14 protein-coding genes are annotated in these 15,932 nt (G+C 70.0%); 12 read left to right on the forward strand and 2 right to left on the reverse strand.

Going from position 1 to position 15,932, the window contains the following annotated elements; translation table 11 throughout:
• Positions 1-19: 19 nt before the first annotated feature.
• From ABD323_RS12815 to ABD323_RS12835, 6 genes are all read left to right on the forward strand, one after another.
• Positions 20-301, forward strand: coding sequence for an FAD-dependent oxidoreductase (locus ABD323_RS12815; protein ID WP_344441533.1), 282 nt, complete (start codon positions 20-22; stop codon positions 299-301).
• 57 nt (positions 302-358) lie between these two features.
• The gene (locus ABD323_RS45995) at positions 359-934 is read left to right on the forward strand and encodes a GIY-YIG nuclease family protein (RefSeq protein WP_425555973.1); all 576 of its coding nucleotides are present in this window, start codon (positions 359-361) and stop codon (positions 932-934) included.
• 747 nt (positions 935-1,681) lie between these two features.
• Positions 1,682-3,319 carry a helix-turn-helix domain-containing protein gene (locus ABD323_RS12820; protein ID WP_344441534.1) on the forward strand — a complete coding sequence of 546 codons (1,638 nt, stop codon included), beginning with the start codon at positions 1,682-1,684 and terminating at the stop codon, positions 3,317-3,319.
• Complete coding sequence (locus ABD323_RS12825; RefSeq protein WP_344441535.1) at positions 3,316-4,236, forward strand: DciA family protein; 921 nt, start codon at positions 3,316-3,318, stop codon at positions 4,234-4,236. Before ABD323_RS12820 ends, ABD323_RS12825 begins: the two co-directional genes overlap by 4 nt.
• Before the next feature lie 132 nt (positions 4,237-4,368).
• Positions 4,369-5,991, forward strand: a complete 1,623-nt coding sequence (locus ABD323_RS12830; RefSeq protein WP_344441536.1) for a hypothetical protein — start codon at positions 4,369-4,371, stop codon at positions 5,989-5,991.
• A gap of 293 nt (positions 5,992-6,284) precedes the next feature.
• Positions 6,285-7,040, forward strand: a complete 756-nt coding sequence (locus ABD323_RS12835; RefSeq protein WP_344441537.1) for a hypothetical protein — start codon at positions 6,285-6,287, stop codon at positions 7,038-7,040.
• Positions 7,041-7,235: 195 nt separating this feature from the next.
• Here ABD323_RS12835 and ABD323_RS12840 read toward each other — a convergent pair whose 3' ends face one another.
• Positions 7,236-7,604, reverse strand: a complete 369-nt coding sequence (locus ABD323_RS12840; protein ID WP_344441538.1) for a hypothetical protein — start codon at positions 7,602-7,604, stop codon at positions 7,236-7,238.
• A 1,123-nt stretch (positions 7,605-8,727) separates the two neighbouring features.
• On the opposite strand from ABD323_RS12840, the gene ABD323_RS12845 reads away from it, so the two are divergent.
• From ABD323_RS12845 to ABD323_RS12870, 6 genes are all read left to right on the forward strand, one after another.
• The gene (locus ABD323_RS12845) at positions 8,728-8,994 is read left to right on the forward strand and encodes a hypothetical protein (protein ID WP_344441540.1); all 267 of its coding nucleotides are present in this window, start codon (positions 8,728-8,730) and stop codon (positions 8,992-8,994) included.
• A 435-nt stretch (positions 8,995-9,429) separates the two neighbouring features.
• Entirely contained in the window at positions 9,430-9,621 is a 192-nt protein-coding gene (locus ABD323_RS12850) for a hypothetical protein (RefSeq protein ID WP_344441541.1), read from the forward strand.
• Between the two features lie 228 nt (positions 9,622-9,849).
• The gene (locus ABD323_RS12855; RefSeq protein WP_344441542.1) at positions 9,850-11,904 is read left to right on the forward strand and encodes an NAD-binding protein; all 2,055 of its coding nucleotides are present in this window, start codon (positions 9,850-9,852) and stop codon (positions 11,902-11,904) included.
• 23 nt (positions 11,905-11,927) lie between these two features.
• Positions 11,928-12,278, forward strand: a complete 351-nt coding sequence (locus ABD323_RS12860) for a hypothetical protein (protein ID WP_344441543.1) — start codon at positions 11,928-11,930, stop codon at positions 12,276-12,278.
• A 405-nt stretch (positions 12,279-12,683) separates the two neighbouring features.
• Positions 12,684-13,295 (forward strand): DUF6461 domain-containing protein, encoded by a 612-nt coding sequence (locus ABD323_RS12865; RefSeq protein ID WP_344441544.1) that lies wholly within the window; start codon positions 12,684-12,686, stop codon positions 13,293-13,295.
• Between the two features lie 306 nt (positions 13,296-13,601).
• Positions 13,602-14,291, forward strand: coding sequence for an adenylate kinase family protein (locus tag ABD323_RS12870; RefSeq protein WP_344441545.1), 690 nt, complete (start codon positions 13,602-13,604; stop codon positions 14,289-14,291).
• Positions 14,292-14,606: 315 nt separating this feature from the next.
• Here the strand turns inward: ABD323_RS12870 and ABD323_RS12875 are convergent, their stop codons facing one another.
• Positions 14,607-14,996 carry an aggregation-promoting factor C-terminal-like domain-containing protein gene (locus ABD323_RS12875; RefSeq protein ID WP_344441546.1) on the reverse strand — a complete coding sequence of 130 codons (390 nt, stop codon included), beginning with the start codon at positions 14,994-14,996 and terminating at the stop codon, positions 14,607-14,609.
• Positions 14,997-15,932 lie beyond the last annotated feature (936 nt).

The following is a 15,932-nucleotide window of genomic DNA, read 5'->3' on the forward strand; positions in this document are numbered from 1 at the left end:
GCGACACCATGGAGGCGGCATGAGCACCACGCGGCACGACGCCCAGCTCGTAATCGTCGGTGCCGGCCCCGCCGGATGCTCAGCTGCCCTGATGGCTGCGAGCCTCGGAATCACGAGCATCGTCATCGAGGCCACTGGTGAGGTCGGTGGGGAAGCTCCCCCTGATCAAGGGCCCAAGGCTCGGGAGCCAAAGCTGCCCTGGCCGACTACTACCGTGCCACGACCGCCGGCGGGAGGGCGTGATGCCTGGGCCTGGACAGCAGAAGGAACAGTCGTAACGACCACGAACCGCACCGACTGAGTCTGGCTGGAGCTGAAGATGAATGATCGTTGGGTCAGTTCACGGGTACGGCCCGAGATGGCGGTGTACGCCATCGGCGAGGACAACGGGTCCGGCCTCGTCAAGATCGGGCGCTCGATGGACGCCAACGCACGAGCCCGGCAGCTGCAGACAGGATCACCACACCAGCTGCAGGTACTCTGGCAGCACTCAACGCTTGATCCCGATCTTGAGGCCAAGCTTCATCGCCACTTTCAAGATCGACGCCTCAAGGGAGAATGGTTCGATTTTGGGCACAGCGACTGGCGAAGGGCCCTAGACGAGGCCGCCGCTGAGCTTGAGGCCATTCCTGATGCACCCGTGATGCCTCACCAGAGGGTTTCGATCGCGCCGCCCCCGAGGCCCTGGCGCAACCACCACTTCCATGACGGGGAGCCGGCTTGGTCCCTTGCGGGGCATGGCATGGGCACCCGGTGCCTCTGTGGGCACAAGGCTGCGCTCCACGGTGATGATGAGTCACATAGTTGTGGAAACCCGATCCCGGGATGGGGCGCAGAAGTGCTCTGCGAATGCCTGGGCTTCAGGAGCACCTCTGCATGGACCCCAGCGATTTGGACACGAGATGCCGAGGACTGCGCCACGTGTGCTTCGTAGAAGGCCTGTCGGAGCGTCACTGCCACCCTGCCTCAGTTCGACACGGAGGGTGGGGACGTGCGTGCGGGCTGCTGTGGGGGAGTAGTCTGGTGCCGCACTTGATCGTCACAAAAGAATTCGCCGCCCGGACCTTAGGCAAGTCCGAGCGGCGCGAATGGATCGGCGCCCCCTGGCAGGGGCCCTCTCCGTGGTCAGACCTGAAGACTAGGAAGGTCGACGTAATGCAGCGTACCCGTATGCGCCCCAAAGCACACAAGCGGCGCCCCGCCGTGGACGCGATCCGAGATGGATCGCTCCGGCGGGGCGCCGTCGTGTCTGTGTGTGGATACACCTCGCCCCCGGAGGGGGTTGAGATGACGTAGTCGTCGGGGCGGCTGCCACCCCCGCCAAGGGGTTCCACCGCCCGGCCGCAGCCGATGACGCCAATCATCAGGATCTACGGCCCCACTTCACCGCCACCGAGCGCCAACTCGATGGCGAGGGCCCAATCTCCGGCTACCTACCGGTTGATCAGGCATTTCAGGTTCTCCCAAGAACCGCAACAGACACCGAGGGCGCCCTTTGCGTGCCCACCTATCACTAGGAGGCTCTGCCATTTTGCAGCAGCCCTGCTCGGGTTGCCAGCCTTGCCGTACCCGGAGTGCCGCTGCCGGCACCAGCGGGTCCGGTTCGGCCAGCGCCCCGTGCACACAGTCAGGCACGGCCGATTCCGCTTCCCGCCTGGGATCTGGCGGTGATCCAACCGCCTTGGCAGCAGGCGACGCCGCCGCATCGTCGCTCCGGGATGTGACGCACATCACTCGATTGGGTGATGTGACGGAGGGTGCTTGGAAGGAACGTTCTCTAGCTTCGGCTGCGCCGTTCGTTCCCGGGCAGCGCCAGGAGTCCGCCTATGTCCCCGCGAGGGCTTCGAGGGCTGCCGCGAAGTTCGTTCCGTGCTCGGCGGTCCTGCCGGCGCTGATGGTGCCGGAGGCGGAGCAATGGGTGCGGTCGACGCGGGGCCGGGTCGCGCCGGATCCGTACACCTGGAAGCAGGCCGTGCACTGGGTGGTCGGGTCGGGCTTGTACGTGCCGGCCTGGGAGCACGGCCCGAAGGCGATGGGTCGTTCGACGGTGCTGGTGGCCCAGGAGTTGGCCGCGCTGTCGCCTTGTCGACCGGGTGTGGACTACTTGATGCGCAGGCTGCGGCTGTCTGAGCGGACGGTGCAGAACCATTTGCGGATGCTGCGCGAGGCCGGCCTGCTGGCCTATGTCGCCATGGGCACACGGCGGCGGGGCGCGAAGCCGCAGGCGTCGGAGTTCGCGCTGGTGATCCCGCCTCAGTTCGACCAGGCACTGGGGATTCGGACGGTTGGCGAGGGCTCTCGACGGCGGGTGGTCGGGATCGCCGAGGCCGGGCGCGCGGTGATAGCGCTGCTCGGCAAGCGGGCCTCGCGCAAGGTCCGGGCTGCCCGGGCGAAGACGTCCTCGAAGAGCGCCGCCAAGGGTTCGGTGACGGCTTCTCAGGCACTCGCTGGCCCCGTTTCGTCACAGGTGTCACAGGCCGCTGAGAGCGCCTCAGGAGCCGACTGCCGTTGCACCCCAATGGAGGGTGGTTGCTGTACTTCTTCAACCGACCGTTCTACCCACCTCCCCTCTGAGAGCAAGCTCGATGCCGGGACTGACGATTCCTCCACCCCGGGCAAGCAGCAGTGGCGGGAGCGGGCGGGCAAGCCGAAGCGGCGCGTCCTGAACCGGGTGGGTCGGCGCTACCAGCTGGCGTTCGAGCTGATCCAGCGGGTGCCGTGGCTGTCGAAGGCGACGGTGGCGCGGGTGGCCTGGGTGACCCGGGAGCTCGCGGATGCCGACTGGACCGTGAACGAGGTGCTGGCTTGGCTGGACCTGCGGCAGGAGCCGGACCGGGTCCGGCGCCCGTCGGCGTTCCTGGCCGCCCGGCTCCGCGGCGCGCTCGCCACCGGCGACACGGCGGACAAGCGGCGGCGCCTGGCGGAGGCCTGGCTGGACAACCGCCGCGCCACCGCCGGCCGACACCAGGAATGGGAGGGCACCTGGGCGCAGCCGCGCAGCCAGCACGTGCGCAACCTGGTCACCCGCGCGGTGGCCGGCTGCGCCCTGTCCCCCGGCGAGGAGGCCAACGCCACCGAGCACAGCGAGGACGACCCCGGCCAGCTCCTGGAGGACCTGACCCGCGAAGAGGTGCGGCACCTGCGCGACCTGGCCCAGCACCACCCGGACCTCGTGCTGACGGCGATCGAGTCGCAGGGCGAGGACTACGCGCGGCGCCTGTACACCAACGCGGTCGTCGACAAGCTGCTCTCCTTCCAGGCGAAGGCCCCCGTGTACGGGTCGCGGATGGTCGTCCACGGCGGCTGGGGGCAGGCATGACCGACCAGCTCGCCACCGTGATGGACGACGTCCTCGAGCAGCTGCGGCACCCCGAGCAGGCACCGGCTCCGTCGCAGGCCACCCCAGAGCCGGACCCAGTTCCGGAACTGGAGCTGTGCGGTGCGGACCTGGCCAGGCTCGCCCTCAACGCGGCCCGCCAGGCCGCCCGCAGGAACGGCGTCGACCAGCTCGCGGCCAAGCGCGCCAAGACCACCGTCCGGGTTCGCCGGACCGACGGCCGCGACCCGATCGGACTTGGCGGCGCCCTCCAAGCCCTGATGGCCGACCGGGCCTGGGACCTGCCCGTGGTCGGCGGCAGCGTGCTCGCCGACTGGCCGACCATCGCCCCCGAACTCGCCGGCCACGTCCAGGCCGTCGCGTTCACCGCGGCCACCGGCCAGCTGGACCTGCGCCCCGCCTCCCCGGCCTGGGCCACCCAACTGCGCCTGACCTCCACCGCGTTGCTCGCCCGAATCAACGCCCACGCCGGCACCGGGGCGGTCCGCTCGATCCGCGTGCTCGCCCCGGCCACCGTCGCGGCCGCCGAACCGAGCATGCCGGCGGTGCCGAAGAGCCCGGCCCCGGTGGTGGCCGAGGCCGCGCAGCCCAGGGAACGGTGCGCCAGCTACCAGCGCGCTATGGTCGCCCACCGCCAGGCCCAGCCCGACCGGCGCCCGGCGGCGAACATCCAGCAGGCGATCCAGCGGCAGGACCAGGCCCTGGCCGCTCACCGGGAGCCGGAGCAGGCGTTCCGTCAGGCGCTGGACCACCAGGCCGAGCTGCGCGACCAGGCCAACCGGGCCGCGACCACGGACAGCTCCCACACCCGGGCGCTGCGCCGGGCCCGGGCAGAGCGGGCGGGCGCCGTCCCGCTGCGCACGGCCCTCGCTGCCCCGCAGCGAAGCGGTGCCGCGTGACCGTGGCGGCCGGTCCGCCGTACCGAATGGGCACGCCGCTCCGGCGGGCGATTTGCGCATTGCCCCGCCTGGGGCCCCGGCTCGGTGACACGATGAGATGTCCATGGTCAGGCACCTGTTGGGGGGTTGTCGTTGCCGGGTGACAAGCGCCGTATTCAGACGGCGGTGCTGGGCGGCGCGGAGTCGGAGGAGCCGCTGCTCCTGCCGCTCGAGGCGATCGAACTGGAGGCTTTCCGCCAGCGGCACGTGGAGGACACCTTCTGGTGCGGGCTGCTGCTCGGCGGCTGCGGCACCCAGCTCACCACCAAGCTCTACACCGACCGGGTCTGCCACTTCTCCCACCTGCCCGACCCGACCGGCCTGCACGTGTGCGAGCGCCGGGCCCGGGGCGTGGGCAGCGCCGACCACCTCTACGCGAAGTCCGCCGCCGCAGCCTGGCTCCGCGACCAGGGCCACCAGGGCGCCGTCCACCTGCGCGAACCGCTCGGCTCCGTCGTCGACGTCACCTTCGAGCACCAGCCCCGCGGGCTGCGCCTCCACCTGGACGACACGGTGGCACCGGTGTGGGACGACGAGACCATGGAGCCGGTTCTGGGCGTATCGGTGCCGGTCGACGACGCGACGCTGGTGCGGCGCTGGTACGTCCACCGCATCCGGCTCGAAAGCCAGGGGACCGCCCGCGACGTGCGCATCGGAACCGAGGCGTTCGCCCGTCCGACCCGGTGGTTCACCCTCCAGGAGTGCAGCATCACCGAGCGGGGCCTGAGCACGCCCGCAGTCGAGGAGATCTCCGCCGCCCGCCGCGTTCCCCGATCAGGTGGCACCGGATACCGGCCGGCGGTGGGGGCACCCAACACGGCGGCCCGCGCCAAGGCGCTGCTGCGCCGCCTCGCGGAGGGCCGCAAGCTCGAGTCGGTGGTCCTCGTCACCAGTGTTGTCGAGGAGATCCGTGCCCTGGGCCCGCTCGACCCGCCGACCCGCTCCCAGGTTGACCAAGCCCTTCAGGACCTGGATCAGTGGTTCACCGTGCAGGCGAAGGCCCGCCGGGACCTGTTCACCCGCATCGAACAAGCCGTCCAGGACCAGGACACCGCTGAGGTGCGCCACTTGCTGCTCCTCGCCAACGTCAAGGCCTCCCACGAACGCACCGTCGACGAGGAGGCGGCCCTGGTGGCCGCCGCCGAGCACCTCGCCGCCGTTGCCGCACGCCGCCGGGCGGCCCCACAGCCAGGGTTGCCCACCTCGGTCGTGATCGCCCGTCACCGGGCGGGAAGTCTGCTGGACGATCTCGAAGGCCGGCGCTCCATGGAGACGGCTGAGCTGCGCGCACTGGTGGACGCACTTGTCCAGGAAGCGGCCACGGCCGGCGACGCGCTCAGCCCCGAGGACCAGGCGCTCGTCCAGCGCTGGGTCGCCCGTGCCGGCAGCAACCGGGCTGTCGCACGGGCCGCCTCCCGGGACCGACCGGTGAGCTACCCGTGGAGCATGCACGATAAGGTCGCTCGCCGTTTTTGGATCGCGCGTTCGTGCCCTCGGTGCGGCGCGGAGGCCGGGCAGGACTGCCAGGCAGCCGAACCGTGGCGCCGGGGGCCCCACGAAGAACGGACCCAGCTGATCCTCGACGAACGAAAGGCTCGCCAGCGGCGGGGAACCTGCCCGGTCTGCGGTCGGCCCCCCGGCGAAGCGTGCGCCACGACGAACGGAGGCCCGCACCCCGCGCGCATGGCCCGCAAGAACAGGGCCAGCAGCAGTTAAGCGACTCCCATTACGCCCCCTGACGCCGTCCCTCTCGCGCCCGTCCCTCCCGGCGGGCAGCCGACAACGGTTGAGCGGCGTGAAGAAGCGGGGCCTTCCCGTAGCGCCTGATCAGCTGCTGGCGGGGAGAACCTGCCACCCAGCGGTGAGTGCTCCGCCGGCGACCTGGCGCAGGCCCCACCCGGCGCGGACGCGGGGGTAGCAGCACCGGTGCTGCTACCCCCGGGAATCAGGCCGCTGCGGCGGGTGTTCAATGGCCCGGTCACCGCACGCTGAGCTGGGAGGACGTCACCGTGGGACGCAAGAAGCCGAGCAAGCCGCGTCGGGAGCGCGCCGCCGCCGGATACACCCTCCAGCAGCTCCAGCCGCCCGGCTACGACCGGTGGATGACCCCGGCCGCTGACCTCGACCCCGAGCGAGCCGCCGCCAAACCCGGCCTCTCCGCGCAGGCCCTCGATCTGATGCGCCGTCTGGTCCGGCTGCGCCCGATCTACGGGCCGAAGATCCCGGTGCAGGCCGTCCAGCTGGACGTGGCCCTCGATGGCGGGGCCCTGCGGCTGCGCCGCCCGGACGGCAGCATCAGGAACCTGCCCGCCAGCAAACTCGCGGCCATGCTCGGCGGCGCGATGGAGCCGGCGGACGTGCGGGGCGCGGTCCACGAGCTCCACGCAGGCGGCATGCTGCTGGTCGAACCGGACGGCGAGGACGACACCGTGCTGCGGGTAGTCGTCGGCAAGCCCGCCAAGCCCGGCGACCCGTGGCTGTTCGGCGGCGACATCGCCAGCGACCTGGTGCCCAAGGCGTGCATCCCCGGCGACCCGCGGACCCTGGGTGCCGACAGGTTTGCCGCGCTCGCATACCTGCGCTCCCACCTGGCCGAGGGCACCGTCGGCACCGCCGAGGAGTACGCCACCTTCGAGGGCGTCGGCTCCGTCGAACGCGCCCAGGAGCTCTTCGACTCGGTCGCGGACCTGGTCGACGTCCGCGGCTGCCCGGCCTGCCCCACCGCCCACCTTTGCACCCGCGACCCCGAAGCGCTGCCGGCCTGACGCACTCCGGCTGGCAGCCACAACCCCGTGGCGTGAGGCGAGGTTGCAGCGATCTGTTTTACGGCCGTAAAACAGACCCGACCTCAGCCTGTGTCATCTGTATCCCGATGACCGTGTTTTCCCTGGTGGAGGGGTGCGCCTGTATCTCCTGTGTCAGCTGTGTCAGGGCCGCCGCCGTCTGGCCAGTCGGGTGGGTCACCCGGCGTCCGCGCTGTTCGCGGCCGCGGTGGCGGTGCGGCCGACGGTGGTGGCGGCGTTCAGCTCGTCGGCGAGCAGGGTGAGCTCGCGCGGCAGGTCGCCGAGCACGCAGCCCGGCATGGCGGCCGCGAGCGCGCAGACCGCGACCAGCGGCATCCGCTCGCCCGGGGCGAGGTCGGGCAGGGTGCCGGTGTAGGTGGCGCCGAGCAGCACGTCCGCAGCCAGCGAGTAGCGCAGCTCCTCGGCCAGCTGCCCGTCGCCGCCGGGGATCACCTCCTGGTGGCTGGCTCGCTCGATCCCTGCGGCCGCGTGCTCCAGGGCCCGGGCGTGGCGCTCGTCCTCCTGGCGGCCGGCGAGCTCGCGCACCCACCTGGCCGCAGCCTCCCCGGCGTCGCGGCCCCGGTGGAGCGCGGTAGCTGAGCGGGGTCGAGCGCCTGGTCGTCGGGCCCGGAGTCGGGCTCGTCCTCGGCCGGGTCGGTCGGGCAGGGGCGGCCAGGACAGAGGAAAGGTCGTTATGCCGGTGCAGCCGCCTGCCGGGCCGGACGGTCACGGGGTGCAGCAAGGCCGGCCTTGCTGCACCCGGGCACGCTGCTGCTCCTCGTGTAGCAAGGCGACCCTTGCTACACGCTGCTGCACTTCCGGTGGTGCAGCAGCAGCGCGTGTTGCACCACCGGGTGCTGCGACTGCGACGGCCCGCGCAACCGCCCCGACCGCGATGCGCAAGGGCGGGTGCGGACCCTGCGGACCGGGTGCGAAGCCGCAGGTGGGGGCGGTGCGACGGGGATCGCAGCCGCAGGTGCCGCAGGCCTTCGCCGGGTGGCCGGCCGGGCCGGTTGCGCACCGGCCCGGGCGCGGGCCTTCCGCCGCCGCGGCCTGCAGCAACACGTACCCATGCTCGGTCGGCTCGTGCATCACAGTCCCACCCTCGCCTCGCTCGTCGTATAGTCCGCCTTCGATCATGCTCACGCGCGGCGCCCGGTGTCCGAGGTTCTGCCGGATCGGTCAACGGCGATTGCGCTCGGTGGCCCGGTCCGGGCACACTGGACCTCACGTCCGGCGTGCCCGGACGCGCAGAACACCGAAACCGGATCACACCGGAGGCGTAGCAGGTCAATGGAAAGGCTATTTAGTACCCCGTATTCTTAGAACGCATCACGTTCTCGGGGCTGCTCGAAAATAGCCAGACAAGACCTCCGTCGGAGATGCCCGGAAAATCGGGAGAATCCCCAAGGAAAATCTCAGAAAAACCAGCCCCAATTCTTGGAATTCCGGGGCCAGCTCGCCATGCCCTGAACCGTCCCGCCCTCGGCGGGTGCTCCACCAGGTCCGGATGCCGTACCGCGGCATGGGCCGCAAGCGCCGCACTGTCATCGTCGACCCCGGGCCGCTCCGGGACGTCAGGTCATGGTGCGGTGGGGCCGCACCATGCCGGAAAGGCCTGGTCGTGAGCTCTTCCGCCCTCCGCCCGTTGGCAGCAGGAGCCGCCAGCGTGCCCACCGCACTCACTGGCGCCCCCTGGTGGGCTGTACTCGCTGCAGGCACCCTCGCCGCCCTCTCCGTACCGCTGACCAGCCTGCTGCGCGGCATGCTCCGAGACCGTCGTGAGGGACGCCTGGACGATGCGTTCATCGAGATGGTGCGGGAGATCGGCGACCCTGAAAAGCAATCCCAACTGATCATGCAGTATCGGAACCAGGCCTACGCGATAGAGCCGACCGGGCCACCAACACCACCCGCGACAGAATCGGCGGAGTAGGGCGGGAGGAAAACGCCGGGGCCCCACCCCGGCTCATCGTCACGCCTGGAGATTTCCTCAGCCGGGCGCCTCCGGCCCGCAGCGCCGGACCGCCGGAGCCCGCGGCGCGGAAGCCACCGCACCATCACCATCTCGTGCACCTGCAGCCATGCCCGACCAGGCCGCCGCCGCAGTGGCGAGCAGGTCAGCCACAGGCCTGGGCGCGCCCCCAACGGGTGACGATCAGTGCTTCGTGGACGCAGGAGCACTATCTCTTGACGCATGATCACTTCTCGTGGGTGGCTGCGCGCCGCCACCACCCTCGCCGGCCTCTCCGTCGTTCTCCGCCCTGCCGCCCTGCCGGCCAACGCCGCGCCGGTGCTCGCCGCCTGAGCCCCGCTGGCCGAGCACCGCCAACTGCCTGAGCCGCCAGCGGCCGAGCAGGTCCGCGCGGAGGTGGGCGACCTGGTGGTCGAGGCACCGCACTCCGTCCTGCAGCGCGATGGCCAGGACGTCGTCACTGACAACCAGTGCCGCGCGGTGTCCGGGACCTGGACCTCCCCCTACGACGGCAAGGTCTTCACCTCGGCTGGTCAGCTCGACGTCGACCACATGGTGCCGCTGGCCAACGCTTGGCGCAGTGAGTAGGCGGAGTTGCGCCTGACGCATCAACTCCGCACGCGGTGGGCACGGCTTTGACCTGGTCCGACAGTCTCGGAGGTGGCTGCGTAGGTGAGACCTGGCTCTGGCACGTTCTAGGTGCCGCAGCCCGGACCGGCCGGGGCAGGCCGTAAGGCGCGCACCGGCTTTCGGCCTGCCCAGCATGCGAGCCAGGCTCTCGTCGGATCTGGCGGGTCGTCAGTAGACTCCGTCGCTATGACCGGGCGACGACAGGGAAGCCTTCAGACGGACGAACGCGCCGACGATGTGGAGGAGCACCCCGACCCTGCAGGCGAGGCGCTTGGGATCGCGGGACATTACATCGTCTGTGGAGCGTCGGCTCTCGCCTATGAACTGGTGATCGAACTGGTCCGGCGATACGACGTGTCCGTCGTCGCCATCGTCCCGGACCCGGAGCGGGACCATGCCCCCCGCATCGCGCAACTTCCCAGGGTGGTGGCGGTGCTCCGCTACGGGGCCGTCACCGATGAGGCGCTCACAGCGGCCAGGATCGAGGACGCGGCGGGCGTTGCGATGGTTGGCCACAGTGACGAGGAGAACTTTGCGGCCGCGACGGTGGCCAGCCGTATCCAGCCACGGATCCGCATCGTGCTCAGGCTCGATGATCCCCATCTCGGTAGGCTCGCCCGACAGCTGTCAAACAGTTGCACTGTCCTGTCTGACGCTGACCTGGCGGCTTCGAGGATGGCCCGCCGCGTTCTGGAACTGCCGCAAGAGGTGGAGGTGGAGGGCCGGATCCTTACGGTCGACGTCCGAGCGTATGACGACGACGGCCGCGATGTGCTGGCCGTCCTCGCGGACCGCATCGACGACGAGGATCGGCTCCGCCTCTTTCCACTGCCCCCGGCGCACGCGAGTGAGTTCATCTGGCTGGCACGGAGGTTTTCGGCAGATGAACACGAGGTCCCGGGCAGGCATGCGGACACACGCGCTCTCGTGCTCGTGTCGTTCCCGACCGACCGCATCCATGGCATCCCACTGCGAGTGCGGCTTCGCCTTGTGCTGTGGCGCTGGGTCGGGGTGGTGGGCAGGGGCCGGCCCCAGCTGACCGTGTTGGTCGCGCTGCTGGCGATCTTGCTGGGCACGGTAGCCGCGCTCGACGGGCTGGCTGGCCGAGTCATCGGTGGTGTCGCATTCGCGGCCGGCGGATTGCTGTTGTCGCGGGCGCTCGGCCGGTATTCGCGCGGTGACCGCGGCACAGAGGTGACGGCAGGGCTGCGCGACCACGTCATCGTCGTGGGGTTGGGCAGGTTGGGCGGGCGGGTGGCCGCGCAACTCCAGCGCATCGGGGTTCGCGTGGTCGGCATTGAACCAGATCCCGCTGCCTCTGGGATCGAGGAGGCACGCGCGCTGGGCATTCCCGTGCTGGTGGGCCCTATGCCTTTCGACACCCAGCTGGGGCAAGCGCGGATCTCCCGCAGCCGCTCGGTGGTGGCACTGACTGGTACGAGCGAGGGCGACTGGGAAGTGGCACTCAAGGTACGCGAGCTCGGCCAGTACCAGCGGATCGTCACCGGGCACCCCGTTCCCGAGGTGTGGCTGAGCGGGCAAACCCGGGTCGCGTCCGGGACGATCGCATTCCTGTCGGCACCCGTCTTCGCGGCGGCCCTGGTCGGCAACCCGGTGCTGGGTACGTTTACGGTCATGGGGCGTCCGCTGCTGGTCGTCGAGATCGGCGCAAGCGGGCACCTGGCGTTGGCGGGGCGCACCCCCCGAGAGATTGAGGAACCCAACGACGCGCGGATCATCGCGCTCCGATCAAGACGCGCGGAGACGGTCTTGCGGTGGGGCTACAGCGACCGGGACCGACGGCTCGAGGACGGCGACCGGGTGATGGTGGTGGCCACCCCCGCCGGACTGACGCGGCTGACGCAGAAGGGGCAGGCCCACATCCCCTCGGATCCGGCCGAGAACCAGGATTCAGCGCCGCCGACGGAGGGCGCGTGGCACCGGATCTGTTCGGCCGGAAAGCCGTTCGGTGTGGCTCTCACCGCAGCGGCGGCACTGTGGCTTGCCTTGGGGGTGCTGCCATCCGGCGTGCCGTGGCAGGCGGGTGTCCTGAGTGCGCTGGGGATCGCCACGGCTGTTGCGCTCGCGGTCCGACCTCTGCCCCGGAGGGCCGCATCGCCGTCCTTCGAGCAACGACTAGCCGAGGCCTACCGCGGTCTCGGGCCGCCACCCGGCCCCGGCTCGGGTCCGACCAGGCACAACTCGTCCGACAACTCCGGTCCAGAGAGGCAGAGCCAGTGAGTGCGCGCGAGGAATCGGCTGCAGTGCCGTCCCCCGCCCCGAACCCGGACATCGGCGCCTGGGACAGACTGCCGGCAGTCGAGCAGGCGGAGCGGTGGGAACAGGTCGTCCCGGGCAGCGCGGCTCGGATGGTCCGTCAGATTGAGGCGGATCTGGCCCATCAGCGCCGACTGGCTACCCTCCAGATGGTGTTGCAGGCCATCGGTTCGCTGATCGGGGCCGGCGCCGTCGTTGCCTACGTCTGGATCGCGAAGTCCTACCTTGATCACGGCGAGGCCACTGCCGGGGCCGGCATCCTCGGCAGCGGAGCAGTGGGCGTAGCCGGAATCTTCGTTGGACGGAAGATCGGTAGGGGGACTGATACTCCACCGTAGATCAGGGAATGGGGCGGTTGGGGTGAGCCTGTAGCAGCCCGAGTGGTTCGCCGCCCTGGACGGGTGGTGGCTGGCGGCGGTGGGGTTGCCGAGAAACTGACCACACGGTCAGCATCGTCGTGATCTACCTCGGCCGGATCGGCCGACCACCGAGCGGGCACCTTGTGGCCGGTCCCGTCGTGGCGGCGGTGTACTCGTTCATGGAGGGTGTTCTTCGGTGAATTCGGGGGCCGATTCGGCGAGTCTGGGAGCCACTGATCGGGTGACTTGCCGGACTTGGGCGGAGTGTCCGCAGGAGGCTGGGCCAGGGCACCGATAGCTTGTGGCCGCGCGCCCGGGCAGCCTCCCTGACTAGATGCGGCCGGGGCCCGCGTCGATGTCGGGAACGCCTGGTATGTATGCGCGATGGACATTCAGGACGACCGGTTCGACTGGATCGATGAAGAGGAAGGGTTCTACCCGGTCCTCACGCTTGTCGAGGGTGTTGCCGAAGACGAGGTGATCCGGCGGTTCGGAGGCGACCCCAGGAGCGCGCGCCTTCTGGTGGCTGACGAGATCTACGATCTTCAGCCGGGTCATCAAGGCCACCGTGGCCACGTGAGTGTCGGCACCGTGGGCGGGGTGGTCTTCGCCTTGGAGGTCGTCGGCTCGACCGGAGCGGTGCCCGGTGTTCTGCGTGACATGTCTCGCGGGGGCAGGTGCTTCGGGCTCCTGCTCGGCATCAACGGCGACGACTCCGTGCAATACGCGGTCGACGGCGACCTCGTCGTCCACGAGGAACCCTACGGACCTGTCACGCCGTTGCGAGAAGGCGACGTCCGTTGGAATCCCGCCTGGTGCACTGGCCTGGTCGATGTCGAAGACTCAACCGAGTTCTGGGGGCCGAAGCTGTTCCTCCTGGCCGAGCGGGTGATGGGCGTGACCATCGAACGGTCGTGGTTCAGCCGACCGCTGAGAACCGCGGAGATCCCCTACTCCGGGATCTTCATGAACACGCCTGCATGGGACATCCCGTGAACGCCAAGCTCTGCTCCCCCACCTGATCAGCGCCGGAGGGCCGGGCCCGGGGGGGCGGCCCTCCGGCGACCTGAGAGGCCCTCAGAGCGCGCTGGGCAGTGCGCCCACGCCCGGGCCGAACCTCGGTGTTGGAGTTCAGGTTCGGCCCGTCAGACGTTGGCAGACTGCGGTTGCAGCATGGCAGGATCGCGTCTCGCGAAACCTGACTCGATCTAGGGTCGGGAGGGGGCGTCCGCGTCTGCATGTCCAAGTTGCGGGCCGCCCAGTGGATCTGCGATCAGAGCCAAGCTAAGGAGTGATGGGCTGATGCGCGTCGTTCTCCTCCAACCACCAGTGTTCAGGCGGGAAACTCCGGCCGCTTCGCTGGCTGAGGGCCTGGCAGTGCCGCAGATCCACTTCGGCGATCTCATGCGCACTCACCTCTCCCAGGGCACCGAGCTGGGAATCCGAGCTGCCGAGATCATCAACTCCGGCAGACTGGTTCCGGACGAGATCATCACCGCGATCATCCGGGACCACCTGCACCGGGTGACCGATCCGGGTTTCCTCCTCGTTGGATACCCGCACAGCGTCGCCTTGGCGCTCGCTCTGGATGAGTTGCTCCGCGAGCTCGGCAAGCCCCTGGACGGCGTTCTGCACCTGCATCTTCCGGGAGAGGAGAAGGAGCGCCACGTCCGTCACCTGGCGGGCCGCCGCCTCTGCCGCAACGACCAGACCCACATCTTCGAGCCATCGGTGGATCATCTCCTCGTCGAGGACGTCTGCAACGTCTGCGGCGGTGAGCTCTATCAACGCGGGAACGACAACGAGAACAGCATCCGCGGTCGGTTCAGGTCCTACGAGGCGATGCTGGAACCCATCACCCAGCACTACGCCAGGCAGCATCTCCTCGTCACGGTCAAGGCTGTCGGCACGTTCGACGAGATAGCCAGGAGCGGGCTCACTGCGCTCCGGGAGCACGGTCCCCGGCCCTACTCAGGGCCAGCGACGTCCTAGAGCCCGGCTGCCAAGGATCGGACACAGTTCCCAGGAAAACGTTCGGAGGACACGAGCGTGGAACGCCGCAGCCTTGCAGGTCATGGCGATGCCGTTGGACAGCGAAACGCGGAACCTACACGCCCGCCTGGGACATCCCCTGACCGCCGAACTCCACGGCCGCTTGGACAACCGAACGCCGAGGGGCCGGTACGCGTGGTGCGCGTACCGGGCCCTGGGCTGCCGGCTCCGCTCGCCCCGACGTCGGCTCGTGGCGTCCGTCGTGGGGCGGGGTGGCTGATCGGCGGGTGCGGCCGATCCTGGAGCTGTGGCTGATCAGTAGTTGTGGTGGATCTGCCAGTAGGCCCAGGCCTGGTTGGGGCTGCCGTAGCGGCCGTTCATGTAGTCGTAGGCCCACTTGATCTGGGTGCTGGCGCTGGTCTGCCAGTCGGCGCCGGCGGAGGCCATCTTGTTGCCGGGCAGGGCCTGGCCCAGGCCGTAGGCGCCGGACGAGGGGTTGGTCGCGGTGACGTTCCAGCCGCTCTCGTGGGAGATGATCTGGTCGAAGGAGGCCAGCTGGTTGGCGGGGACGATGCTGGCGGCCAGCGACTGCGGGGTGGCGGCGGAGGCGGCGGTGGGGGCGATGGCGGCGCCGATCGCGACGATGCCGACGGCGGTGGTGAGCAGGGCGGCGGACTTGCGCATGCGGGTGGTGATCACGGGCATGTGGAGTTCGACCTCAATCGTGTGGGCGCCTGCTCCCGCGCTGTGGCGGACCCGGTTGGTCCGGTGGGCGGGTGTCGGCACGGGGGCGGTCACGTGGGGCGAGCGCCCGACGGGAGTCGCGGCGGTGGATCGGACCATCGCCGCAGCTGGCGACTGAGCCATTGTTAGCGGGGTGGGTGGCGGGTTCCAAGGGGTGCCTGCTACGACGCGGCGTCGTAGCAGGCGGAGCCGACGCGCGCTTGCGGGAGGGGGGTCCAGCACTCGTCGCCTAGGCGGTCGGACTCGGCCGAGCGCGACCGTTATGAGCGATTTGCGCCGGTTTACCCCGCGAAAACGGCGGAGACTCGGCTGCGAGCAAGCGAGCGCCGCAGCGGCGGCGACCAAGTGAACGAGCGCGGCGGACGCGACTGGCTAGCGGCCTACTAGGAAGGGTAGGAGGCGCTCGGGGCGCGTGAGCACCATCACGAGCCACACCCGTCCAGCACCCCCGCCAAGGGGATCCAGCTCACATCACGGTGACTGTCAGCTACCCGCGGGTGACGCCTGCGCATGTTCGGCTGTCAGCCGGTCGCCCAAGGCCCGTGGACCGCCCACACAGTGACTGAGGAGGGACGGGAGTCGATCCCCCGATTCGGATGGCGGGTGCGTGCCGTTGGTGTCGGCTGCGCACACCTGGCGGAGCTTGGCGGCGACGCCGCGGGTGGTGGGCATCGGGGACGGTGGTGGCGACGACCTCGGTGGCCAGGACGGTCAGGACGTTCCCGGTGCGCGACAGCAGACGCGCGCGATCCGCGCAGCGCCAGGCAGAAGTCCTGTAGCCGTCGAGTTTCGGTTCGCACCAGGTCCCGGTGAGGTCCTCGGCGGGCGGGGCCTGCTCCGGGGTGGGGCGGGCCAGGTCGCTGGGTGGGCGTAGGACGAGTGGGTCCCGGCCGGCCA

The organism is Kitasatospora nipponensis, from assembly GCF_039528135.1.
GTDB classification, from domain to species: domain Bacteria; phylum Actinomycetota; class Actinomycetes; order Streptomycetales; family Streptomycetaceae; genus Kitasatospora; species Kitasatospora nipponensis.

Bases quoted from the DNA above. Each gene is read 5' to 3' on its own strand.
- ABD323_RS12815 (WP_344441533.1), top strand. From the start codon at position 20: ATGAGCACCACGCGGCACGACGCCCAGCTCGTAATCGTCGGTGCCGGC.
- ABD323_RS45995 (WP_425555973.1), top strand. From the start codon at position 359: ATGGCGGTGTACGCCATCGGCGAGGACAACGGGTCCGGCCTCGTCAAG.
- ABD323_RS12825 (WP_344441535.1), top strand. From the start codon at position 3,316: ATGACCGACCAGCTCGCCACCGTGATGGACGACGTCCTCGAGCAGCTG.
- ABD323_RS12855 (WP_344441542.1), top strand. From the start codon at position 9,850: ATGACCGGGCGACGACAGGGAAGCCTTCAGACGGACGAACGCGCCGAC.
- ABD323_RS12865 (WP_344441544.1), top strand. From the start codon at position 12,684: ATGGACATTCAGGACGACCGGTTCGACTGGATCGATGAAGAGGAAGGG.
- ABD323_RS12870 (WP_344441545.1), top strand. From the start codon at position 13,602: ATGCGCGTCGTTCTCCTCCAACCACCAGTGTTCAGGCGGGAAACTCCG.
- ABD323_RS12875 (WP_344441546.1), bottom strand. From the start codon at position 14,996: ATGCCCGTGATCACCACCCGCATGCGCAAGTCCGCCGCCCTGCTCACC.